The organism is Atlantibacter hermannii (assembly GCF_009907385.1).
Lineage (GTDB): Bacteria > Pseudomonadota > Gammaproteobacteria > Enterobacterales > Enterobacteriaceae > Atlantibacter > Atlantibacter hermannii_A.
Genome location: NZ_JAAATR010000025.1, coordinates 36,680 through 59,011, shown reverse-complemented (window position 1 = coordinate 59,011; position 22,332 = coordinate 36,680). Strand labels below are relative to the sequence as shown.

Here is a 22,332-nt window from a genome sequence, read left to right as displayed (position 1 = left end):
CAATAGTAAATAAAATATTTACATTATATTATCATGCTATTTACTTAAAGAGATGCACCGAAAAGCGACGCACCACTTTAATTAATTTACTTTAAACAATGAAACCTATCCCGTATTGATATTTCAAAAACCGGCAATACAGAAAAAATTCTCTCTGTATTGCCGAAAAATACTATTGCGTGACGGTACTAACATTGAGATCTTTAACAAAAATCCCTAATGGGCGTTGATCGTTAGCAATACCTAAATTGAAAGGAGAATTTACCTCAGGAATATCTATCATTAATGTGTCGGCGCAAGCTTGAGTGACATCGAAAATAATTTCTTTTTCGCCCAGCTCATTAGTTAATTCAAATGGAACAGACTGACCGCCAACGGTAGCGATGAATGATTTACCTAACATCGACTGGAAAGCAGCCGCGTTCAATTTAACTTTAACCTTGCCTTCAGGCAGACAATTAGTAAATCTCCAGATAACTTTATTATTATCGCTCCATCGTCCCAGGGATTCTAAACCACCCAGCCCCTTAACATTCAGAAAGCCTTTTTGAATATCTTTGTCAACGATATGTGACGCAATCTGATTATCGCCTGAGCTTGCTAATGGTTTTTTCTGGAATTCACACATGGTGAACACACCAATATAGGTGCCAAAATTTTCACACTGCAGCCAGGACTTATCGCTGAAAGGGTTAATGTTTCTAATCCAGTCAACATCCTGAGTCATATAAGAATTAAATACTACCCGCAGCGGCAGGTCTGGATGCTGTGCGATCTTCTCTTTAATAAGTTTATCAACTTCTGAAGAAACAGTTAAGCCATAAAAAATGCTGTCAGGATGTAAGTAAGGTAATAAAAATGACATCACTTTCCCCGGATGAACATACTGCGCAGGGGTCGTGAATGCTTCAGGAATAGTGACACCAAAGGGTCCGGTATGATTTTCTGGTAACTGGATATGTCCCCATTCAGGAACTTTTATGGTCGAAATGGAATAGCCAGCGCAAGCCAGAATAATAATTTTATAAAAATCACCGCGACTGGCGAAAAGTAAGCAAATGGCAACCCATATGAATAAACCCAATACTAATTCTGTAGGGATAAGATAACGCACATAGGCAAACATAATAGCCCACAGGATGACACTTACCACAACAAAGCTAATAAAGGCAAGCAAGTAGGAATTAATATTTTTAAATTTACGCGTCACTAATAACGCTAAAAAAAGGATACCCGAAATGAGATATCGTGGATCGGCGTAAAAGGTTTCTGAGCTGACTTTTGTACCAATAGCAGACAGGTAAAAGAATGAAAAGAACTCATATAAACTTTTAAAATGATAAGGCCATTCCTGATCTTTCCAACTCACGCTCGGGAAATAGGAGGACTTAAAGATATCATTATAAACAGGGAAAAATGGATTTCCCCATTCAAGCCAGACATGATAATACCAACTCGCCGTCAAACCAAAACCAATTATGCCGCCTACGGCAAAAAGGCAGAACGCTTTAAATAAAGACCACTTTTTACCATGTATAATAATTACCAACAGACTGATGATTGACGCCACCACAAATAACGCATTGGTTAATTTGAGACCAAATGCCAGGCCAAGCAAAACCCCTGCTATAAACCAATTCAGACCAGGGTTAATACTATTCTTCAGTATCAAATACAGAGCAAAAAGAACTAAAACTGCACTGCTGGAAGAAAAAAACGAAGTGCCAAGCTCACTTATCCACTGAGGTGATAATACACACAATAAAAGTGCAATATATCGGCTATAATTACTCAATTCAAGATTAAGATAAATGGCTAACTGTCTTGAAATAAGCACGACGGCGAATACGCTTAAGAATTGTAACGTGTATAACGATAAAGCATTATAGGGAAAAGAAAGATAGGTATCAGCCAAATATGAAATAACGTTAAAACCAGGATGCATGAAACTTTGTATAAACGCCGGAGCAACATCGCCCGTCCTGCCATGGAGATAGGCATAACCGGTAAAATAATGGTAGTTCAGCAAGTCAAAATTAACATCCTGCCCCCGGGAAACTACAAAAAAAGCCAAACTAATAAACGCAAGCACAATGAATGCGAAATCATATGATAATTTGATACGTTTCATATGTAATCCATTAAAATAACTTTTAAACACGAAAAGAAGATAAAATTGCTAACGGTTTTAATTTCTTAAATATTATTAGCAGTAGTTTTTTCTACCAGCTCATTATAAATTTCCTTATAACTCTCAGTCATGCAGGTCGAAGTAAAAATTTTATCAAAGCGTTCTTTGGCATTCTTGCCAAAAATCTTTGCCTGTTCCGGGTTTTCCCAGAGAAGGGTCATCGCATTTGATAATGCAGACACATTAGCTGGCTTGACAACAATACCCGTTTCATTATGGATGTTGATAAAACTGGTTCCAGTACCAATTTCGCATGAGATCAGCGGCTTACCATACATTGCGCCTTCAAGAAGCGTAATCCCAAACGCTTCAGAGCGTAAATGTGACGGAAACACAACGCTATAGCACAGTTCAAGCAAAGCAGCTTTGTCGGCATCTGGCAAAGCACCAACGAAATGCACATTTTTTAATTTATTAACCTTTGCCAGGTTTTTAAGTTCATTTTCTATCGGGCCGCTACCAATGATAACCAATGGATAATCGAGTTCTTTTAAAGACTGAATGAGGAACTGTAACCCTTTATAATAACGGAATGCACCAATAAACAGGAAAAAGCGTTCACCCACCCGATTCCGCCAGTATTCTAAATGCTCTTTATCAGCCACCGGATATGAAGACTTATCTAAACCATAAGGTATGACTTTGACCTTTTGGCTGTATCTTTGCAAAATCGGACTAGACTGAACATAATTAGGTGACGCTGCGACAATACAATCAACCGCGTTGAGAAAGCGGTGCATGAGCGGAGCGTATACTCGTAGAGCAAGTTTTTGCTTAACAATATCCGAGTGATAGGAAACTATGCAGGGCTTTTTGATCCCTACCATAAAATGGAGTAAATCCATAAAAGGGTAAGGAAAATGATAATGAATAATATCAGCCTGCTTTGCCAGTTGCTTAAAACGTTTGATTGCGCTTAGCGAGAAAGGCGTGGAAGCCATTTCAAAACTCGTCGCGGCATAATTAGCGCAATGGTTTCCTATTTTTTCATTATCAATATTGCCACGTTTGCTTAAAGAAAGGGTGGTAGAAGCAATACCATACTTTGAGCCGGCTTCACTAAGCTGAAAAATAACCTGCTCAATGCCGCCAAAAGAATCGGGATAATAGGTTTTATATAAATGAAGAACTTTCAGCATGAAATTAATATACCTGCTTGTAGGCAATAATTGTCTCTTGTGCGCAACGCTGCCAGGAGAACGTTGAGGCGCGCTGTAGTCCTTTAACACGAGCTTGTTCACGCCATACATCGTCATCGATACTTTTGAGCATCAGCCGACTCAAAGTATCAACATCCATGGCTTCACACGTTAATGCACATTCACCTACGACCTCGGGCAAAGAAGAACTTGTTGAACATACGACAGGAACACCGGAGGCCATTGCCTCCAGAACCGGCAAGCCAAAACCTTCATAAAGTGAAGGGAAGAGAAAACTTTTAGCACCGGCAAAAAGCGAGGGTAAATCGGAAGAAGGGGTATAGCCAAGATAACGCAACCACCCTTCTCGTTCACCACGTTCAAAACGATGGTGCAATTCTTCGCTACCCCATCCTTTAAAACCGCTGATCACGAGGGGAATGCGTTGCCTGATTTCCAGAGGCAGCATTTGATAGGCATCGAGAAGCGTTGTTAAATTCTTTCGAGGTTCTATAGATCCGGTAAATAAACAATATTGAGAGGCGCTTAGCTTATATTTTTGGAGTACAGGCGCGACCTCTTGTGCCCCGGCAGGATAAAACTCACCGCTGCTGGCAAGACTCGCCGTATAAACTTTATTTTCCGGGAGATTAAAATATTCAATCAGTTCACGACGCGTAAATTCGGAGTCGGTAATAAAAATTTGTGCTCGCTTAAGCGTCTGCATTAACTCTTTTTGCATAAACTTAACGCGCTCTACAGGATGGCATTGTGGCCAGGTAAACACCGAAAGATCATGAAAGGTAACGACACAGCGCTCAACATGAGGCGGTAAATAAAAATTAGGGCCGTGATAGATTGCATCTTTATGATGACGAAGAACCTGCGTTTTTAGCCAGGGAGCAGTCAGGCGATAGATTTCAGCGGCAAGCGGGTTTTTACGTAATCGCTGAGTCAACCCATGAGCAGTAGTTTTGTTTTCTACTACCTCTGGTAGTTGGCTGGATAATGTGCGCCCTTTAAGAAACAAAAGCTCAGAGATCTCTGAGCTTTTTGATAAACATTTTGCTAACTCATAAGCATACCGACCAATACCCGTTAAGGGATATTTTATCGAGTCGGTACCAAATATGACTTTCATTCGTTTTCCAACATCCAGCGCAGCGTTTCTTCCAGGGCAGGTACTTCCCAGTCAGGTATGAGCGCGCGTAATTTCTCTGGATTACCGCACAGTGTTTTCACTTCATTTGCACGCACAAAAGCCGGATTAACTTTAATTTCAAGATGGTGACCTGTGATTTTTTCACACAGCTCTACCACTTTTCTTAACGAGTAGGTTCTACCAGAGCATATATTTACGATTTCACCACGTGGTTGTGCTTTAACCAGTTCCACATATGCCTTGCTCAATGCTCTTACATCTGTAAAATCACGCCATACGTCGATATTACCCAGTTCAATCGTAGGTGATTTTTCTTTAAAGTGCTTAACGATTTTTGGCAATAAGAAATTATCCGCCTGACCCACGCCGGTATAATTGAATGGTCGAGTAATAAATATGGGTAATTTATCCAACCAGATCTTCGCCATATATTCCATTGCCAGCTTACTGACAGCGTAGTCATTAGCCGGGTTGGCAGGCGTCGTTTCAGCTAGCTGGCCCTCAGTACTGTTGCCATAAATGTTAGCGCTGCTGGCCAGTAAGACTGCATCCATGGGATGACTGCTATCATAGAGCGCCTGCAATAGATTGCGAGTTCCGACGATATTCACATCGTAAAACGCTTTCGCGTCGCCATGACCCACAAACGCAATGGCGGCTAAATGGATAGCGACATCAGGCTTTATATTTTTGACAACATCCGAGAGCTGAACGGTATCAAGCAAATCGACATGAAAATAGTCAGCTTCATCTGAAGGGGCTGAGCCCAGGCCGTAAACACGATATCCGGCAGCGGAAAGTTCCGCTGCCACATAGCGACCGGTAAACCCATTGATGCCTGTTACCAGGGCTCGTTTGCCGGTGCCTGTCATTAGAAAGAAAATCCTTGCTGATTACGACGCAGGTCTTCTTCTACCATCATCTGGCATAATTGCTCCAGTGTGGTTTTCGGTTCCCAACCCAGAATTTCTTTTGCACGAGCGGGGTTGCCAATAAGTAAATCAACCTCAGCAGGGCGGAAAAACTTCGGATTAACACGCACCAAGGTTTTACCGGTCTCTACATCAATACCCACTTCCTGTTCGTCTTTCCCTTCGAAACGTAACGTGTAGCCCGCAGCTTTGAAAGCCATTGATACGAAATCACGTACGGTTTCAGTACGGTTAGTCGCCAGGACAAAGGTATCCGGCTGATCGGCCTGAAGCATACGCCACATACCTTCAACGTATTCTTTAGCAAAGCCCCAGTCACGTTTCGCGTCCATGTTACCTAATTCAAGCACTTCAGCCTTGCCAAGTTTGATTTTGGCAACAGTATCAGTGATTTTACGGGTGACAAATTCCTGCCCACGCAGCGGAGATTCATGGTTGAACAGGATACCGCTGGAGGCAAAAATGCCATAGCTTTCGCGATAGTTCACTGTCATCCAGTGAGCATAGAGTTTCGCTACGCCATACGGGCTACGCGGGTAGAACGGCGTGTCTTCTTTCTGCGGCACAGCTTGAACCAAGCCGAACATTTCTGAAGTGGACGCCTGATAAAAGCGAATTTTCGGGTTAACAATGCGAATTGCTTCCAGCAGATTTACTGGGCCAATGCCTGTAATTTCTGCGGTAGTGACTGGTTGCTCAAAAGAAACACCCACAAAACTCTGAGCTGCCAGATTATAAACTTCGGTCGCACCCGTATTTTGCAGCAAACGAATGCTTGCGGACAGGTCAGTCAAATCATATTCAACCAGATGAAGATTAGGGTTATTTTTAATACCCAATTCTTCAATACGCCAAAAATTAACTGAACTCGTCCGGCGGTATGTTCCATACACCGTGTAACCTTTATTCAACAGAAGCTCAGCTAAGTAGGCGCCATCTTGGCCTGTAATGCCCGTTACGACTGCAGTTTTCATTTCGTCTTTACCATTATGTTTACTGATGGAAGGGGTTAATTAAAATAATTATTCAGATAATTGTATACGGTTCTGGGTTTCTTATCGCTATAGTAACAAACCCTGTCGACATAATTAAGACCTAAAGCCGAAGAAACACGTGTACTAAGCGGCGATTTTTCCACATCCAAAACGCGATCAAGCTCTTTGTACATTGCATTAGGGAGCTCCTGCCAACCTAAACATTTAAAAATTTGGTTGACGTAAAAAAGAGCTAAATGGCCGCGAGGATGATTGATGGTATAAAAAAGCGGATGATCCCGGTAGTGGTTGCGTATATAGTCCGCAATGCCCTTGACATCCGTCGTCGATTCTTTGCTCTCAAGGGTGCTGAGCGATTTTTCTGCATTTTCCCTGATCGCGTCTTCAGATACATCATCCCAGATAGTCGCAACATCGTCAGGGGCTTCAGAATATTTATCCAGCCAGATATTGCAGTATGCGCTTTTAGTAGGTTTTAAAATCTCACCGCCTAGTGCCCACGGGAAAAGGCCTGTCCAGGCAATATAGGGCACGGTCACAAGTTGCACATCAGGGCGAAGCCGCGTCTGAATAATATGCTCTGGCATTAAAAATTCAGGGTAATCACCGGCTAACTGTTGATAAATGAAAATGTCGATATCATCGTAATCCTTTGACAAAGGCTCGTTACTGGCAATCTGCCGCCAGTTTTCTGTTAAAATAATCTTATAGTCAGGATAGGTTAATTCGATTGCTTTTTTTACCAGAAAACCTTGGCAAGTAAGATAGATACCTACTTTTTTCATTTTTTAATCCCGTGAGGGATGCAGCCATTGACAAAGTTGATAAAATCTTGTACGCCATGCGTATTGAGATAATTATCAATATCAGCGGTGCGCCCACCAATATGTAGTAACTCATCGTTAATGACTGAAGCTAATTCATCTGCAGTGAGGGAATCCTCTACCATGCGAACCGCTTCACCGTAATCCACGAAAGATCCAATTCTGGTGACAATAACATTTTTCTTTAATGTTAAAAGTTGCGGCACGACACCAGAGCTTTCACCAAGACTTTTTTTACGAAGCTGGAGAGCTAAATCAATACTTGCCATTAGACGAAACAGTTCATCTTCATCTGGCGAATCATGAATCTCAATAAAGTCAGGCACTGAGCTGTAGTTATTTTTAAAGAAATCCTCTGCAAGGTAGCCTGCAATGATTAACTTTATTTTTATACCCTTATCGACTAATTTTTGAACCGCTTTAATGATCTTTGGCGTATCTTTACCTGCGTTAGGAAGACCAAATGAACCAATACGAATGTAATCTTCGTCAAGATCATTACTACGTTCAAGTTTAATAGTTGGAACAGGCAAAAAAGTTTCTTTAATAACGATCGGGGTCACAGATCCGAGGTCGGTTTCAGCTAACTGACGCGCCGCTGAGGAGTTAACCCACATCTCATCAACCAACCCGCGATCAACGAAAGGTTTTAATGCATAAATACCATTATCTATTAAATGATGGATATCAAAGACATTTTTGTCATTTAAAAGCTCTGGATCTTTATGCGCATAAGCATCCCGAAGAACTTGCACATAACTCAAATTCAATTCGATACAAACAAGGAATAAGAGATTAAATAAACAAAGGTCGTGAAGATATAATGCACGTGGTGCTGAGGTTTTTTTTGTCGTTAATAACGACACAGCCATTTTAAGGTTATGATCTGAATTCCCTAATACAAAAACCTCTAAGGAATAATCAACCATTTTGGCTGCGTTGACATACGTATCAACAGCAAAAAATTGGGATGGATTATCCTGACTTAATGCTTTTTTGTGTTCAAGCATCACATCAATATCAGGATAATCACCATAAAAATGTGTTTCAATATTATTATTAACAAACGAGATTAATGTGTAATCTGCAATGCCCGTTTGTGCAGGAGGCATTGGTGAAATAACAGCAATTCGTTGGGTCTTTTTATCAACCGCATTTAAAATATTATGGTAGCTCACCAGCTCCATAATATTCATTGCACTGCTATGGACTAGAGGCTCTTGAGTGGTATGAACAGCAGTCGTCTGATGCGCATAAATGGCACGTATCACACTTGCTGCCTTTGGAAAGAAATAACGCAGCACCTTAAAGCCGAACATCTCAATTCTTCTAAACAAAACCCGACTCCTTTATACGGTAATTTTTATTTTGGTAATAACTTGTCAATTATTCTTTGTAATAAAGATGGTTTTTTTGTATTAATAATTTCAATCTGTTTTGTTAACAGGTTGCACTGCTGTTCCAGCATCACTATTTTTTCCGTAAGCTCTTTTCGGTTATTTTCTGAACTAATATTATAAGCATCAGAAAAAGAATTAAACTTATTATCGAAAGTATTTAATTTATCATCGATAGTGGCAACCGAGAAACCATTCCCCTCATTTAGTTGATCAATCCTTTTATCAAGATAACCCACTGTATCATGATATTCTTTATACAATTGACTCAGTTTATCTTCGATAGAAGACAAGTTTTGTGAATTCTCTGATTCAAATTGTTTGACTTTAGCATCAAGGGAATAAATAAAATTAGATGTTTTTTCAACCTGCCCTGACAATTGGTAATGAAAATCAAAGAAATTTTTCTGAAACAGAGAATTTATGAATTTTTCTTCGCGCGGATTGAAAACTAAAAAGGTTTCAATCAGCTTCATCCAGTATTTGATATTAACTGGATGCATATCAATATTACTCGAATCGCTAAGCTGTTCGGCTTTATTCCATAAATCAAGGAATAATTTGAAGTTCCAGCTTGTGTGCGGCGTACTCCAAATTAAAGAAATCCATACTTTTACCTGAGATTCATCATACCAGGTGTCTTGTAAGAATGGATAACGAACCGCAGTAATTTCGTCAGAATGCGCTTTAATGACATCCTGAACAAGAATTATAAAATCGACAAAAACGTTAAAAGGCCAACTCGTTGTACGGATATCAGTCGTGATCGATCCAATATCAATGAAATTCAGTTGCGTATCGTTAGCAAGGAAAATATTCCAGATGCGAAGGTCAGTATGATAGAGGCCATTCTTCTCTAATTCGGTCACGTTTGTTAATAAATTAGAAATTATATCCTTATGAGAAAAATCTCCGCCTGACGCTATTCTGCTGGAAAGCAGTTCGCCTTCAACTTTTTCAAGAACCACGACGCCTTGCCATTTATTTTGAGTACAACTCACAATGGCTGGAATAAAACTGGGGAAAGTATGTCCCGATTTGAAATAGCTGTATTCTTTTTGAAATTCTTGTAAATTATTTTCTTTTTGACCGTTATTGAAGTAATAACATTTAATGACGTTGCTCTCTGAAAAGAAATAACGTCTACTATTCAAATGATATCCATGAGAATATTCATGGGGTTCATCTTTCCATGAAGTAAACTCACCAATATTCACTCCATCGCACCAGAGGTAGTTGCTTGAAAAAATTAAGGGACGCTCAACATCCGATAAATGTGTTGCAAACATCTGAAGCGTATATTGATAGGCGATATTATCAAGATTAGAATAAACATTATCAGGTAATGATTCTGCCCAATATAATGGTTCTTCTTTTAACGCAAGTTCTGTGAGCAATACTTTAGAATTTAGCGCTATTTTATTGATAATTCTTTTCGTTTCATCATAGCCTATTGCATGGCAGACATGATGGAAAACATTTAAGCCCAGAACTAAATCATAAGAATCAGGTTCAAGGGTACTAACAAATGAAGCGATATCATTTTCATAAAATTTGACATGCTCAAAATTATGAAACTCAGCTAACCCCGTACACAATTCAACGTTTTTATCTAAGTAATCGATCCCGACGATTGATTCACTTATTCCAGCCAGATTCAGACTAAAGAAACCCTGGGCGCAGCCCAGGTCAAGCACCCGAATCGGGCGCTGTAAATGCTTTACCAGCAGATTAGCAATATTCATAACGATGGCTAATCTATCACTGGATTCTCTTTCGGCCTCAGAGGTAAAATCCTCGAACCCGAAAATAGGTTGATAGCGCTCGGGAAGCGCTTCAACCAGTCTGTTTATTTTATCACTCACGTTATTGTTCCCAATCGAATTCAGCATTTAAATTACTCAATCCTATGCTCGCCTGCTCGTTAACGACCTGAATCATGATCGAATCATAGCGGCGATCTAAAGGTTTGTCTTCACCATCAATTGAAAACTCAGAAACACCAAGAGAAATAAGATAATTCCCTCTGTTGAGGTCAAGCGGACATCTGAATGAACACTTAATTACTTGACCACTTTTATACGTCCCTGTTGTAACGTCTTTATCAGAACTGATTTCAGAATTGGTACCATACATGATAACCCCATCATGGGTTTTTATCATGATACCAAACACCGGGTGTGTTATATCGCGTTCGAATAACACGTTAAAAACGAAATCGACTTTTGACCCGGTAGTAATAGAGGTTGGGTACATTTTTTCATCAGCGACCACGGCAAAATCAATAATCTTCGCACCGCCAGCACCCCAGCGATACTCAATTTTTTGATATAGCGGGCGCGTATGATAAAGATCTTCGGTTGAAAGTTGTACTTCCAACTTTTTATTATCATCCGACTTTTTAACTTTCTTACTCTTGCCAAATATTTGATCGCGAAATCGATTAACGACATCGCGCGGCTCACCGATCATATCGATGGTGCCATGACGTAATAAAATGGCTTTTTGGCAATGTTTAACGATGTCATCAAGTGCGTGAGTCACAAATAACAGCGTCATGCCTTCCCGGCGATAGCGGTTAATGCGCTGGAAACATTTTGCCTGGAATGCCATATCGCCAACCGATAATGCTTCGTCAACGATAAGCACATCAGGTCGAACAGCCGTTGCCACACTAAAAGCGAGTCGTACCTGCATCCCACTGGAATAAATACGCAACGGTTGATCAATAGCTTCGCCAATTTCTGCAAAGGCTTCTATCTCTGGCATCAACACCTGGATCTGTTCGATGCTGAGTCCCTGTAACTGGCATGCCATAAATACGTTCTGCCGCCCAGTAAAATCAGGATGGAATCCCATGCCTAATTCCAGCATTGCTGCAATGCGCCCGTTTATGGTTACTGATCCGGTGGTCGGTTGTGACGTACCCGTAATGAGTTTGAGTAACGTACTTTTTCCCGCGCCGTTGACGCCAATTATGCCAACGGTCTCCCCTTTGCCTACCGTAAAGGAAATATCTTGCAACACCCACTTAAGATTATGATGCGCTCTTTTTACAGGTGATATCCACTCTAATAACCGTCCAAAACGATTAAAATAAATCTTATATGCTTTTCCAACTTTATTTACAGATATGCTGTCCATTACAGTTCGTCCACCATATCAGCTGAAAATTTTCTAAACATATACATTCCCAATGTACAAAGAACAACCGCTGAAACCGCGACTGGAAGAACAAGTTGCCAATCAGGCCATTTTTGATAAACCATTATCGATTGGTACGAGACGACCAGCTTTGATAATGGATTCAACATAATAATATCTTTAGCCCATTCCGGTACGATATTTACGGTATAAACAATCGGCGTAAACCAGAACCAGAACTGTATCAGGATGGCAATAAATTGACCGATATCCCTGAAGAATACGTTCATCACACCCAATACCATACCCAGACCGATGGTGAACGCAATCTGGATGATGAGTAACGGTATAATGGCGACAATCACTTCATAGGGAAATTGCCCTGTGACGATCAGGAAAATCGAAAATAAGGTAAAGATGATAAGAAAGTTTAAAATTGCCGAGACAACAACAATGACTGGCAAACATATTCTGGGGAAATTCAGCTTTTTCAGCATATTAGCATTTTCAAGGAAAACGCTAACGCTTCGCCCCAAAATCTCAGCAAATAGCCCCCATGTTAACACCCCTGAGCAGAGATAAATGCTGTAGGCAAACGCACCGGTTACGTTCGGCAACTTAGCCTGCATGATCTCAGAAAAGATCAGGGTATAAACAAGAATCAACGATAACGGTTGTAATATTAACCATGCCGCTCCCAGCATACTGGTTTTATAACGCACCTGAAATTCACGCTTGACGCTACCGAGGATAAACCCCCGGTAACGGTATATTGACAATAAAAGGTCTTTCATTTATTACTTTCCAAGCATTAATGTCAAAATTTCAGAGGTTTTATCGTTCATCAACTTAGTATTATTTCTTGATTCAACGTTGAGACGTACTACGGGTTCAGTATTGGAACTACGTAAGTTAAAGCGCCAGCTATCGAACTCAATGCTCACACCATCGGTCAAATCAACATGCGTTGCTTCTGGCTCATAAACTGCCCGGATTTTTTCGATTGCGGCTTTGGCATCATCCAGCTTGTTATTAATCTCCCCGGAAGCAGGAAATGCTGCCATTCGGTCAGCAACCAAGGCTTTCAGGCTGGTATTTTTTACACACAGTAATTCAGCGACCAATAACCAGGGAATCATTCCACTATCGCAATAAGCAAAATCGCGGAAATAATGGTGAGCACTCATTTCACCACCATAAATCGCGTCTTCTTTACGCATACGCTCTTTAATAAAAGCGTGCCCAGTTTTGGACATGACAGGAACACCACCTGCTTTTGTAACGATATCCATGGTGTTCCAGGTCAGGCGAGGATCGTGGATAATCTTGGCGCCAGGCTCTTTTTGCAGGAATGCTTCTGCCAGTAAGCCAACAATATAATATCCTTCAATGAATTGCGCTTCGCCATCAAACAGGAAACAGCGGTCAAAATCTCCATCGAACGCAATACCCATATCGGCGTGATGTTCACGCACAGCATCGGCTGTGTCCTGACGGCATTCTGGCAATAATGGGTTAGGAATACCATTAGGGAAATTACCGTCAGGCTGGTGATGCACTTTGATAAACGTTACCGGCACATTGGCTGCCTGAAAGCGCTTTTCAATTGCATCAATGACATGGCCTGCCGCCCCATTACCGGAGTTAATAACCAACTTCATCGGGCGGTTAAAGTTCTCCAGATTCACATAGCTCATTAAATGATCTACATAGGCATCCAGAATGGTGATTTGCTTATAGCTGCCCCGCTGGCTTTCATCGACTTTTGAAAAATTATTTTCTTCAGCAAGCCGTTGAACATCGCGCAGGCCAGTATCACCACTGATAGGTTTTGCGTTTTCACGAACCAGCTTCATGCCATTATAATTCATCGGATTATGGCTGGCAGTGACCTCAATACCCCCATCAACACCCAGATGGAAAGTCGCGAAATAGATTTCTTCGGTTCCGCTCAGACCAATATCAAGCACGTCTGTCCCGGCATCTCTGAGACCATTGGCCAGAGCTAATTTCAGCGCTTCGCTTGTAAGGCGAACATCACCGCCTACTACGATAGTTTTGGGTTTTAAAAATTCGCCATATGCGCGACCAATACGATATGCAATATCTTCATTCAGCTCTGTGCCCAATTCGCCGCGAATATCATATGCCTTAAAGCAAGTTAATGATGACATCTTAATTAATCCTTAAAATTAGCAACGACCGTATTGGTCAATAATACGAATAATGTCGTCATCGCCCAAATAAGAGCCTGACTGAATTTCTAAAAGTTCCAGAGGTATTTTCCCTGGATTCTCAAGGCGATGCTGAGATCCAATTGGAATAAAGGTTGACTGGTTTTCAGTCAATAAAAACGATTTATCCTGGATTGTGACTTTTCCCGTGCCCGAAAGCATGACCCAGTGTTCTGTACGATGATGATGCATTTGCATTGAAAATGCGGCGCCGGGTTTAACAGTAATTCGGTTTACGTTAAAGCGCTCCGATTGTACAACCACATCGCAACGGCCCCACGGGCGGTAAATTTCTCGATGGCGTTTATACTCACTACGGTTTTGCGCTTTAAGATGTTCAACAACTTTTTTAACATCCTGTACCTGGTCTTTATTTACAACCAGAACGGCATCTTTAGTATTAATAATAACGAGATTATCAACGCCTATTGCAGCAACAAGTTTTTCATCGGTGTTAATGTAGCAGTTGTTGGTATTATGCGTGAACGTATCACCAGTAAGAACATTACCGCATTCATTCTTGTTGCTCACTTCCCACAGAGCAGACCATGAGCCGACATCGCTCCAGTCAGCATCCAGGCTAACAACGACGGCATCTGATGTTTTTTCCATAACGGCATAGTCAATGGACTCATCCGGGCATGCAACGAAGAGTTCTTTATCGACATTAATGAAATCATCACCGTCTTTTGCGTTCAGGATAGCGGCTTTACATGCATCCAAAATATCCGGGCGGAATTTCTCCAGCTCTGAAAGATATTTTTTTGCCCGGAACATAAACATCCCGCTGTTCCAGTAATATTCTCCTGATGAGATATACTCTTCAGCAGTTTCACGATTGGGTTTTTCAACAAAACGGTTAACTTTGAAAGGCGAATCTGACTCAGGGGTGACTTGCTCACCTCTATGGATATACCCATAACCTGTCTCAGGGCCGGTTGGAACGATTCCAAAAGTGACCAGACTGCCTTTTTTAGCATATTCAAATGCCGCCTGTACCGCTTCATGGAAGGCTGCTTTATTATTAATAATATGGTCAGCGGCCAGAACTAATAAAATTGGATCGTCGCCATTCTCGATAGCACTGAGTGCGGCAAGCGCGATTGCTGGCGCAGTATTGCGGCCAACGGGTTCAAGAATAATATTATGAGAAAGTTTATCGATTTGTCTGAGTTGCTCCGCAACCAGGAAACGATGCTCTTCATTGCAAATTACGACGGGTTCTCTTGCATTCACACCATCCAGGCGTACCACTGTTTCCTGAAGCATCGATCGTTGTCCATACAAACGAAGAAACTGTTTAGGATACAGTTCACGTGACATTGGCCATAAACGACTACCGGTTCCACCAGCCATAATCACAGGAAGTAGCATTTTGCAATCCTTAATATTAGTGAATTTGTCAATAACGAGGTATAAATATATCAATCAGGTACGCTACCGCCCCTGGCTTTCGCAACCAGAGCGCGTACGGCTTCGTTGTTTGTTAGTACTCTTGGTAAAAGTTACTGGCGAATCCTCCTGGCCCGTATGCAACGCGGTCAGGAAAACAAGAGTCAGGAATTTTTTACGAAGTGCACTGCACCTGCTGAAAAGTGACAGCGATAGGATAGAACATTTTTTTGCGGAGACAGGACTGATTTCATTTAAGGACCATAAATACTTCTGATATCGGCGCTAACTCAAATTTTAACTAAGCGGTAGATTGCCCGATAATTAAGCCAAACTTATCTACGAAGCGTCTAAATAATGAACGATCGCATTATATGTTGATTTGCAACCGTTCATTTTTAAACGAAAAGCACTGATTATGACAGCATCTTCTTAATGCTTTCCCTAAATTTTTGACCTTCTTTCAGGTTACGTAAACCGTAGTTGACAAAGGCCTGCATGTAACCCATTTTTTTACCGCAGTCGTAACTGTCGCCAGTCATCAGCATCGCTTCAACCGGTTGATTTTTATTCATAGCGGCAATGGCATCCGTTAGCTGAACGCGCCCCCAGGCTCCCGGTTCAGTACGTTCCAGTTCAGACCAGATATCGGCTGAAAGCACATACCGCCCTACTGCCATCACATCAGAAGCCAGCGTCTGCGGCTGATCCGGTTTTTCGATAAAATCGACGATACGCGCCACTTTGCCTTCAGTATCGAGCGGCTCCTGCGTCGTAATAACGGAATACTCGGAGAGATCCCCTTCCATACGCTTCGCGAGCACCTGGCTGCGGCCGGTTTCCTGGAAACGCGCCACCATTGCAGCAAGGTTGTAGCGCAGAGGGTCGGCGGATGCGTCATCCAGCACAATATCCGGCAGCACGACAACAAACGGATTGTTACCGACGACAGGTTGCGCACAAAGAATAGAGTGGCCAAGGCCCAGCGGTTGAGCCTGGCGGACGTTCATGATGGTCACGCCCGGGGGACAGATTGACTTCACTTCCGCCAGCAACTGGCGTTTAACACGTTGCTCAAGCAGAGCCTCGAGTTCATAGGAAGTATCAAAGTGGTTTTCAACCGCATTTTTCGAAGAGTGAGTAACAAGCACGATCTCTTTGATGCCAGCGGCTACGATCTCGTCGACGATGTACTGAATCATTGGCTTATCGACGATAGGAAGCATCTCTTTCGGAATCGCTTTGGTGGCAGGCAACATATGCATGCCCAGACCGGCAACCGGAATTACTGCTTTCAAATTAATCATTATCAATCCCACCTCAAAATGGTCGATGAATTATAGTCTTTTCGCGCTCCAACGCCAGCACGTTTTGTTAAGCGAAACGAACACCCAATTCTACCTCTCCGCTTAGCAGCTTGAAATGTATAAAAAACGTAAAAAACGCAGCGGAGGCCAGGAATATTCGCAAAGTCGCGCATTAAAAAGTCACGGTGATTTTTTGGGTAACCTGAAATTGAGCGCCGAGACATTGATATATTTTTGGTCGATTCGGTCGATATCGACTGATACCTGCCCCTTTTTGTTCACTGCGTTAATATTGCGCAACGAAAGCAATGTCTCATCCCGCGCCATAAACCGCCCGCGAACGTCCTTTCGCAAGTCAAAGTGTAGTCTAAGCGCCGGCCCGTCGCTGGCAGCCTGCATTACATTGATATTACTTAAAAAAAGATGTTGAGGCTTGTTGTGGATTTCCAGCGAAGCGGCTTTCAGGTCAAGGTTGGTTACCGAAACAAATGACGTCGCGTTACCGGATGAAATTTGGATGCCGCGCAGTTTTTTCTCGCTTCGCTGATTATCTAAAAAAACGTTATCCAGCCGGAAATTCTGCGGAATCGACAAATATTTCCCTTTTACCACCCCATAGCCTATTAACAGGCCTGCGCTATTGACCATTTTAATATTTTCGATGGAAAAATTATCGCATCCATATATGGCGACAGTGGCATTGTCAATTCCCGCTTTTTTACTGTAGTCCGGGGTAATATTTTGCGCAGTAATATTACGAATGACAAAATGTTTACCGTTTTCCACATGGACTAATTGCCGGCAGTTTTTGCCGGTTATATTCGCAACGACAAAATGCTTTACCGCCTGGCTTTCCGGGTAGTCGTTGTCGTAAGTACTGCCCGCCAGTCCGATACCAATCCCCCAGTTAGTTTTCCCATTGGTGCAATTGATGTCCTCAACGATGTGATCGGATATCAGTAAGTCGCGATCGTTGATAGCCACGTTCCACTCTATCGCGTCGCCCTGTAAACGGCTGAAATGGCCGTTGGTAATGCGTACGCTTTCGATCTTATTGTGGAAGCCCTGGCGCAGAATCCCATAGTTGGCGTCCTGCACCGTCAGATGGTCAATCGTCAGATTACGCATGGTTTCCGGGGCGCGTCTGCCAATAAAGACCAGCGCGACCGGCCCGAAGCCGCTCATCTTCAGCTGAGTTATCCGGCAGTCCGAGCCGCGGATATCGAGAATCACATTATGGATCTCCGCCCTCCCCTCGCCCGTGACCTGGCAGCGATCGGCTAAAACAAAACGCCCGTTGCCATTGCCTTCGATACGTCCCTTTACCCGTAACGTCTTACCTGCGGGTATAAAGACAGCGCTATTGACGTTGTTGCAGACGACATTCTCAGGCACATCGACAGTCTGCGCCGCCTCAAAGGCGCGCCTGAACGCGTCCGGCCAGTCAGTACGAAAATAGCGTTCGACATTCACGGCGGCGGGGTTTTCAAGCGCACGAGCGACAGGGCTATGGAGAAGGGGAAGAAGCGCCACGGAGCCTGTGGCTTTAAGCAGGGTGCGTCGCGTCCAGGTCTTTTGGTTACCCATAAATCCTCAACGTAATGATAGGGTCTGCAACAAATTCACCAGCTGGTGTTGAATAATTTGCTGATTAAATACGGTTTCTACCTTTGCCCGCGCGCGCTGGCGCAGCGGTTCGAGTTGCGCTTCGTTCAGACTGGCGACCTGCTCAAGCCGGTCTGCCAACGCCATGGCGTCGTTTTCCGGCACCAGCCAGCCGGATTGTTCGCTCTCTATCAGTTCCGGAATGCCGCTGTGCAGGGTCGAGATAACGGGTATTCCTACCGCCATCGCCTCCATCAATGCCACCGGGATCCCTTCCATATCGCCGTCTGCGCCGGTTACAGAGGGCAGTAAAAACAGATCGGCGTCATTCAGCATCGCCCTGACCTCATGGCTGGGTTTAAATCCCGGCATCACAATCTCGTTTTCAAGCTGATACTGCCCGATCAGGGTTCGCAGTCTGCGCTCCCAGGGGCCCATCCCCAGGATGTGATAGCGAAACGGTACGCCGCGCGCTTTAAGCTGACGGCAGGCTTCAATCGCCACATGCAGCCCTTTCTTTTCCGTTAACCGCGCGACGGAAACGATCTGTAGCGGCGAGCCCAGCGTTTTAGCCGGGCGCAGCGTGAAGTTATCCATATCCACGCCCATACGCGACACGGCCAGCTTTTCCTGCGGGCAACCCATCGCCGCCAGCCTTTGCGCCCAGAGTTCGCTAATGGGCAGCATCAGGTCGCCGCGTTTAAATAATTGTTGATACTCCCGGGTATAGTGCTCCAGCACCTGGCGATGCGACACGTCGATCCCGTGGAAAACGGTGGCGATTTTTCCCGCCAGCAACCCCAGTTCGCGGAGCTTAGCGGCGGTGACGCCTGCCGGTCCAAAATGGGCGATAAACACATCCGCCTGATGGCGTCGCGCGCCGGCGCACATTGCCGACAGGATCAGATTGCGGGCCTCATCGCCATAACGCGCCATATTCATGGCCCGCCATACCGAGGGGCGATGCAATCCTTTGGCCGTCCGGAATGCGCGATACTTCAGCTTATTGATCCTGCCTTCCGGCTCATCCAGCAGCCAGGTGGTTTTGTTAGCCAGTTGATACTGTTCAAACGCCGCATGGGTGTGTTGCAAATCCCCTTTATGGATAGCGACGATCTCCACCTCATAGCCCATCCTGATAAAACCGACGATCTGGTTAAGAACAAAGGTTTCCGACGCCACCGGGAATTTCAGTAAAAAGAAGCCGACCTTCATGCTGTCTCCTCAATACGCGCCAGCACCGACTGCACCATACCGATCCCTCTGGCGCGCTCCGCCGCCACCGCGTTGTTAAGCCGTTCATTGATGGTCGGTAACTGGCCTAAGACATCGGCCACCAGACCTTCCAGCGAGCCATCCAGCAGTTGGCGGATATCCACCGCCATTTCCGGCATGCCCAGCTGCTGCATAATGCCAGCCGATTTGTGCTCGTAATTGACGGCGATGGCCGGCGTGCCGAAATTCATTGAGATAATCGCCGAGTGCAGGCGGGTGCCGACGGTCAGTTCGCAGGCCGCGAGCAGTTTGCCCATTTCAAGGTCGTTCAGTTCATCCATCACCACGTGATAGCGCGATGCGTCTTTGATCAGCGCGCGCAATTTCAGCGCCACCATCCGGTCGTCTTTGTTGTAGCTATCGATACCGGTGCAGGTTGACAACGCCAGCACCTGATACCCGGCGTCAATCAACCGGTTCGCCACCCCGGCAAACGCCTGTTCATAAGCCTGTTGCGTAGTGCCAAGCCGCTTATCAAAGGGCGCTAAGTCGCGCAGGGTAATGGCGACGGTTTTGCGCTGCGCCGCCACGCCAAGCCAGTGCTTAACCGCATAGCTGGCGACAAAATCCTCATCATGGGGCGCGACCAGCCAGGCGGTATCCACGCCCTGCTCGACCTTTTGGCTGTCGATCTGGCTTTGGGTCATCAGATCCAGCGACACTTTTTCACGCAGGATCAGGGCGTCGCACTGCCCAAACACATAATTGGCGAGCTGATTGAACTGCGGATCGTGAAAAGGCCCGACGCTGTGGCCGACGATAAACAGCGGCTTATTGGCCATAAAGGTACACAGCGCGTGTTCAAACTGCGGCGTGCCGTACAAATCAACAAAGAACGATCCGCCAACCTGGATAATCGCGTCGTACTGCGCCAACTGCTTCACAAAATTCAAAAACCCCTGCGGAATGGCGATATTGCGCAGTTGCCCATCCCCGGAGGCTTTAGACAGTAAGACCTGGTGCTGATAACGTCGACGCAGCACCTTTTTCACTTTCCCCATCAATCCGGTCGCTCTGTTATGGCGTTTCATCTGCTGATGCAGCGGATCGCTCAGCACCGGGCGATCCAGCAGCCAGGCGGAGCTCACCGGGTAGCGGCTCATGACGTCAACATCCGCGTCCGGCGCCAGCCGGGTAATGGCATCCACGAGGCCGCGCAGGATTGCGCTGTCGCCACGGTTGCCACAAGTATGATTGCCAAGAATTAATAATTTCATAAAGACCTCTTAATGGGGTTGTATGCAGGCCAGACGTCAGCCTGCACGCAGCAGCACTTTGAGTGTTTTGTTGCGACAAAAAGGGCGTTTTACTTCAACAACCAGCGGATGGCGGGAGAGCGCGAGGGTCAACGCCCAGGCCACAATGCCCGCCGTGATTTGCGCGGCGAGCACCATCGCGGGCTGCCAGTGAGGCGCGAGCAGGATACCGGTGAAGTAGCTTGCCGCAACGGTGGGAATAACCAGGCGCAACGGCAGCCACAGGCTGTGTAGATACTCCCGGTAGCTCGGGCCCAGTACGGGTTTGAGCAGCACAAAATAGGTCAGGAACACGTTGACGCTCTGGATAATCAAAAAACCCAGCGTCACGCCGATCACGCCGTTCATCTTGCCGCCGACAATAATCGCCGGAATAAACAGCAAGGTTTTGAACACGTTGAACTTAAAGCTTAACTCTACGCGCGATGTCGCCATCAGCAACGAGCCGACCGGGTTGCCCACGGCGCGCAGGAGGCCCACCACGCACAGCAGTTGCAGCACCGGCACGATATCGATCCATTTTTCGCCAAACAGCAGCGGCACCACCCGTTCAGACACCACCAACAGCCCCAGCAAGGCCGGGAAATTGATCATCCCCACCAACGAGATCAGCTTATAAAAATTGACCCGTAGCCGGACGGTGTCTTCCTGCATTTTGGCGAAGGCAGGAAACAGCACCCGGGTAATGATCGGGTTCAGCTTCGCCGGCGGTACCACCGCCAGATTCCAGGCCAGGTTAAAGCCCCCTGCCGCCGCCGCGCCTAAAATACGCGCCAGCACCAGGGTCGACAGATTCGTGTTGAGATAATTAATCAGGCTATCGGCGGTAAGCCACGCGCCGAATTTCAGATTGGGCGCCACGGCGCGCAGAGAGAACTGGAAGCCGGGGCGGTAAATGTTGCGGCCAACAAAACCAAACAGCGTGGTGCGGACCAGCGTGTTCACCAGATAACCGATAATCGCCATCATGGCGTCAGGCCAGAACCCGGCGCCGAGGGTGGTCACGCTAAAGCCCGCCAGCACCGAACAGGTTTCGATCAGGCCGATTTTGTTGAACTCCAGCTCTTTTTGCATCAGCGCGCGGTACTGCAGGCCGTGGGGAATGACGATAAACGCCAGCGACAGCGTTTTAATCAGCGGGGCTAAATCGGGATTGCGCAGCACCGCCGCCAGGGTGTCGCTGAGCAGGAACATGCCCGCGCACACCGCCCATCCGAGGCCGACATTCAGCCAGTAGAGCGTCGACAGCTCCAGCCGGGTCATGTTTTTACGCTGAATAATGGAATTGGCGATGCCAAAATCCGACAGCGTGTCCGCCAGCGCGATAATCACCAGCGAAATGGTCAGCAAACCAAACTGATGCTCATTCATCATCCGCGCCAGCAACGTCATCTGGATCAGGCCGAGGGCGATAATCGCCACGGTGGACATCGCGGACCACTTGGCCCCGCTAATGGTTTTTTCTCTCAGGCTCATGGA

Annotated in this window: 17 protein-coding genes; all 17 read right to left on the bottom strand. The window is 45.1% G+C overall.

What is annotated here, in order from left to right:
* Positions 1–172: 172 nt before the first annotated feature.
* The 17 genes from GV764_RS07825 to GV764_RS07745 all read right to left on the bottom strand — a co-directional run bounded on the left by GV764_RS07825 (position 173) and on the right by GV764_RS07745 (position 22,329).
* Positions 173–2,131 (bottom strand): DUF7024 domain-containing protein, encoded by a 1,959-nt coding sequence (locus GV764_RS07825; protein ID WP_161659664.1) that lies wholly within the window; start codon positions 2,129–2,131, stop codon positions 173–175.
* 65 nt (positions 2,132–2,196) lie between these two features.
* Positions 2,197–3,330: a glycosyltransferase family 4 protein gene (locus GV764_RS07820; RefSeq protein ID WP_161659663.1), complete on the bottom strand. Its 1,134-nt coding sequence runs from the start codon at positions 3,328–3,330 to the stop codon at positions 2,197–2,199.
* A 4-nt stretch (positions 3,331–3,334) separates the two neighbouring features.
* Positions 3,335–4,471, bottom strand: coding sequence for a glycosyltransferase family 4 protein (locus GV764_RS07815; RefSeq protein ID WP_161659662.1), 1,137 nt, complete (start codon positions 4,469–4,471; stop codon positions 3,335–3,337).
* Entirely contained in the window at positions 4,468–5,364 is an 897-nt protein-coding gene (locus tag GV764_RS07810) for a GDP-mannose 4,6-dehydratase (RefSeq protein ID WP_161659661.1), read from the bottom strand. Before GV764_RS07810 ends, GV764_RS07815 begins: the two co-directional genes overlap by 4 nt.
* Positions 5,364–6,398 carry a GDP-mannose 4,6-dehydratase gene (gene gmd, locus GV764_RS07805; protein ID WP_161659660.1) on the bottom strand — a complete coding sequence of 345 codons (1,035 nt, stop codon included), beginning with the start codon at positions 6,396–6,398 and terminating at the stop codon, positions 5,364–5,366. Before gmd ends, GV764_RS07810 begins: the two co-directional genes overlap by 1 nt.
* Before the next feature lie 35 nt (positions 6,399–6,433).
* Positions 6,434–7,204, bottom strand: coding sequence for a WcbI family polysaccharide biosynthesis putative acetyltransferase (locus GV764_RS07800; RefSeq protein ID WP_161659659.1), 771 nt, complete (start codon positions 7,202–7,204; stop codon positions 6,434–6,436).
* Positions 7,201–8,580 (bottom strand): glycosyltransferase family protein, encoded by a 1,380-nt coding sequence (locus tag GV764_RS07795; RefSeq protein ID WP_161659658.1) that lies wholly within the window; start codon positions 8,578–8,580, stop codon positions 7,201–7,203. The genes GV764_RS07800 and GV764_RS07795 overlap by 4 nt, the downstream gene beginning before the upstream one ends.
* Positions 8,581–8,606: 26 nt before the next feature.
* Positions 8,607–10,505, bottom strand: coding sequence for a methyltransferase domain-containing protein (locus GV764_RS07790; RefSeq protein WP_161659657.1), 1,899 nt, complete (start codon positions 10,503–10,505; stop codon positions 8,607–8,609).
* 1 nt (position 10,506) lies between these two features.
* Positions 10,507–11,784 (bottom strand): ABC transporter ATP-binding protein, encoded by a 1,278-nt coding sequence (locus tag GV764_RS07785; RefSeq protein ID WP_161659656.1) that lies wholly within the window; start codon positions 11,782–11,784, stop codon positions 10,507–10,509.
* Positions 11,784–12,578, bottom strand: a complete 795-nt coding sequence (locus tag GV764_RS07780) for an ABC transporter permease (protein WP_161659655.1) — start codon at positions 12,576–12,578, stop codon at positions 11,784–11,786. The genes GV764_RS07785 and GV764_RS07780 overlap by 1 nt, the downstream gene beginning before the upstream one ends.
* 3 nt (positions 12,579–12,581) lie before the next feature.
* Entirely contained in the window at positions 12,582–13,958 is a 1,377-nt protein-coding gene (gene cpsG, locus GV764_RS07775) for a phosphomannomutase CpsG (protein WP_161659654.1), read from the bottom strand.
* Between the two features lie 18 nt (positions 13,959–13,976).
* Positions 13,977–15,392 carry a mannose-1-phosphate guanylyltransferase/mannose-6-phosphate isomerase gene (locus GV764_RS07770; protein ID WP_161659653.1) on the bottom strand — a complete coding sequence of 472 codons (1,416 nt, stop codon included), beginning with the start codon at positions 15,390–15,392 and terminating at the stop codon, positions 13,977–13,979.
* A 434-nt stretch (positions 15,393–15,826) separates the two neighbouring features.
* Positions 15,827–16,717: a UTP--glucose-1-phosphate uridylyltransferase GalF gene (gene galF, locus GV764_RS07765; RefSeq protein WP_161659652.1), complete on the bottom strand. Its 891-nt coding sequence runs from the start codon at positions 16,715–16,717 to the stop codon at positions 15,827–15,829.
* 180 nt (positions 16,718–16,897) lie between these two features.
* Positions 16,898–18,304, bottom strand: a complete 1,407-nt coding sequence (gene wcaM / locus GV764_RS07760) for a colanic acid biosynthesis protein WcaM (protein ID WP_161659651.1) — start codon at positions 18,302–18,304, stop codon at positions 16,898–16,900.
* A gap of 6 nt (positions 18,305–18,310) precedes the next feature.
* Positions 18,311–19,537, bottom strand: coding sequence for a colanic acid biosynthesis glycosyltransferase WcaL (gene wcaL, locus GV764_RS07755; protein WP_161659650.1), 1,227 nt, complete (start codon positions 19,535–19,537; stop codon positions 18,311–18,313).
* On the bottom strand, positions 19,534–20,814 hold the full coding sequence (gene wcaK / locus GV764_RS07750) for a colanic acid biosynthesis pyruvyl transferase WcaK (protein WP_161659649.1): 1,281 nt from the start codon (positions 20,812–20,814) through the stop codon (positions 19,534–19,536). The genes wcaL and wcaK overlap by 4 nt, the downstream gene beginning before the upstream one ends.
* 36 nt (positions 20,815–20,850) lie before the next feature.
* The gene (locus GV764_RS07745) at positions 20,851–22,329 is read right to left on the bottom strand and encodes an MOP flippase family protein (protein ID WP_161659648.1); all 1,479 of its coding nucleotides are present in this window, start codon (positions 22,327–22,329) and stop codon (positions 20,851–20,853) included.
* Between the last annotated feature and the right edge of the window lie 3 nt (positions 22,330–22,332).

What these genes read in the sequence shown, in the direction of transcription:
- GV764_RS07825 (WP_161659664.1), bottom strand. Translation starts at nt 2,131, where the DNA reads ATGAAACGTATCAAATTATCATATGATTTCGCATTCATTGTGCTTGCG.
- GV764_RS07820 (WP_161659663.1), bottom strand. Translation starts at nt 3,330, where the DNA reads ATGCTGAAAGTTCTTCATTTATATAAAACCTATTATCCCGATTCTTTT.
- GV764_RS07815 (WP_161659662.1), bottom strand. Translation starts at nt 4,471, where the DNA reads ATGAAAGTCATATTTGGTACCGACTCGATAAAATATCCCTTAACGGGT.
- GV764_RS07810 (WP_161659661.1), bottom strand. Translation starts at nt 5,364, where the DNA reads ATGACAGGCACCGGCAAACGAGCCCTGGTAACAGGCATCAATGGGTTT.
- gmd (WP_161659660.1), bottom strand. Translation starts at nt 6,398, where the DNA reads ATGAAAACTGCAGTCGTAACGGGCATTACAGGCCAAGATGGCGCCTAC.
- GV764_RS07800 (WP_161659659.1), bottom strand. Translation starts at nt 7,204, where the DNA reads ATGAAAAAAGTAGGTATCTATCTTACTTGCCAAGGTTTTCTGGTAAAA.
- GV764_RS07785 (WP_161659656.1), bottom strand. Translation starts at nt 11,784, where the DNA reads ATGGACAGCATATCTGTAAATAAAGTTGGAAAAGCATATAAGATTTAT.
- GV764_RS07780 (WP_161659655.1), bottom strand. Translation starts at nt 12,578, where the DNA reads ATGAAAGACCTTTTATTGTCAATATACCGTTACCGGGGGTTTATCCTC.
- cpsG (WP_161659654.1), bottom strand. Translation starts at nt 13,958, where the DNA reads ATGTCATCATTAACTTGCTTTAAGGCATATGATATTCGCGGCGAATTG.
- GV764_RS07770 (WP_161659653.1), bottom strand. Translation starts at nt 15,392, where the DNA reads ATGCTACTTCCTGTGATTATGGCTGGTGGAACCGGTAGTCGTTTATGG.
- galF (WP_161659652.1), bottom strand. Translation starts at nt 16,717, where the DNA reads ATGATTAATTTGAAAGCAGTAATTCCGGTTGCCGGTCTGGGCATGCAT.
- wcaM (WP_161659651.1), bottom strand. Translation starts at nt 18,304, where the DNA reads ATGGGTAACCAAAAGACCTGGACGCGACGCACCCTGCTTAAAGCCACA.
- wcaL (WP_161659650.1), bottom strand. Translation starts at nt 19,537, where the DNA reads ATGAAGGTCGGCTTCTTTTTACTGAAATTCCCGGTGGCGTCGGAAACC.
- wcaK (WP_161659649.1), bottom strand. Translation starts at nt 20,814, where the DNA reads ATGAAATTATTAATTCTTGGCAATCATACTTGTGGCAACCGTGGCGAC.
- GV764_RS07745 (WP_161659648.1), bottom strand. Translation starts at nt 22,329, where the DNA reads ATGAGCCTGAGAGAAAAAACCATTAGCGGGGCCAAGTGGTCCGCGATG.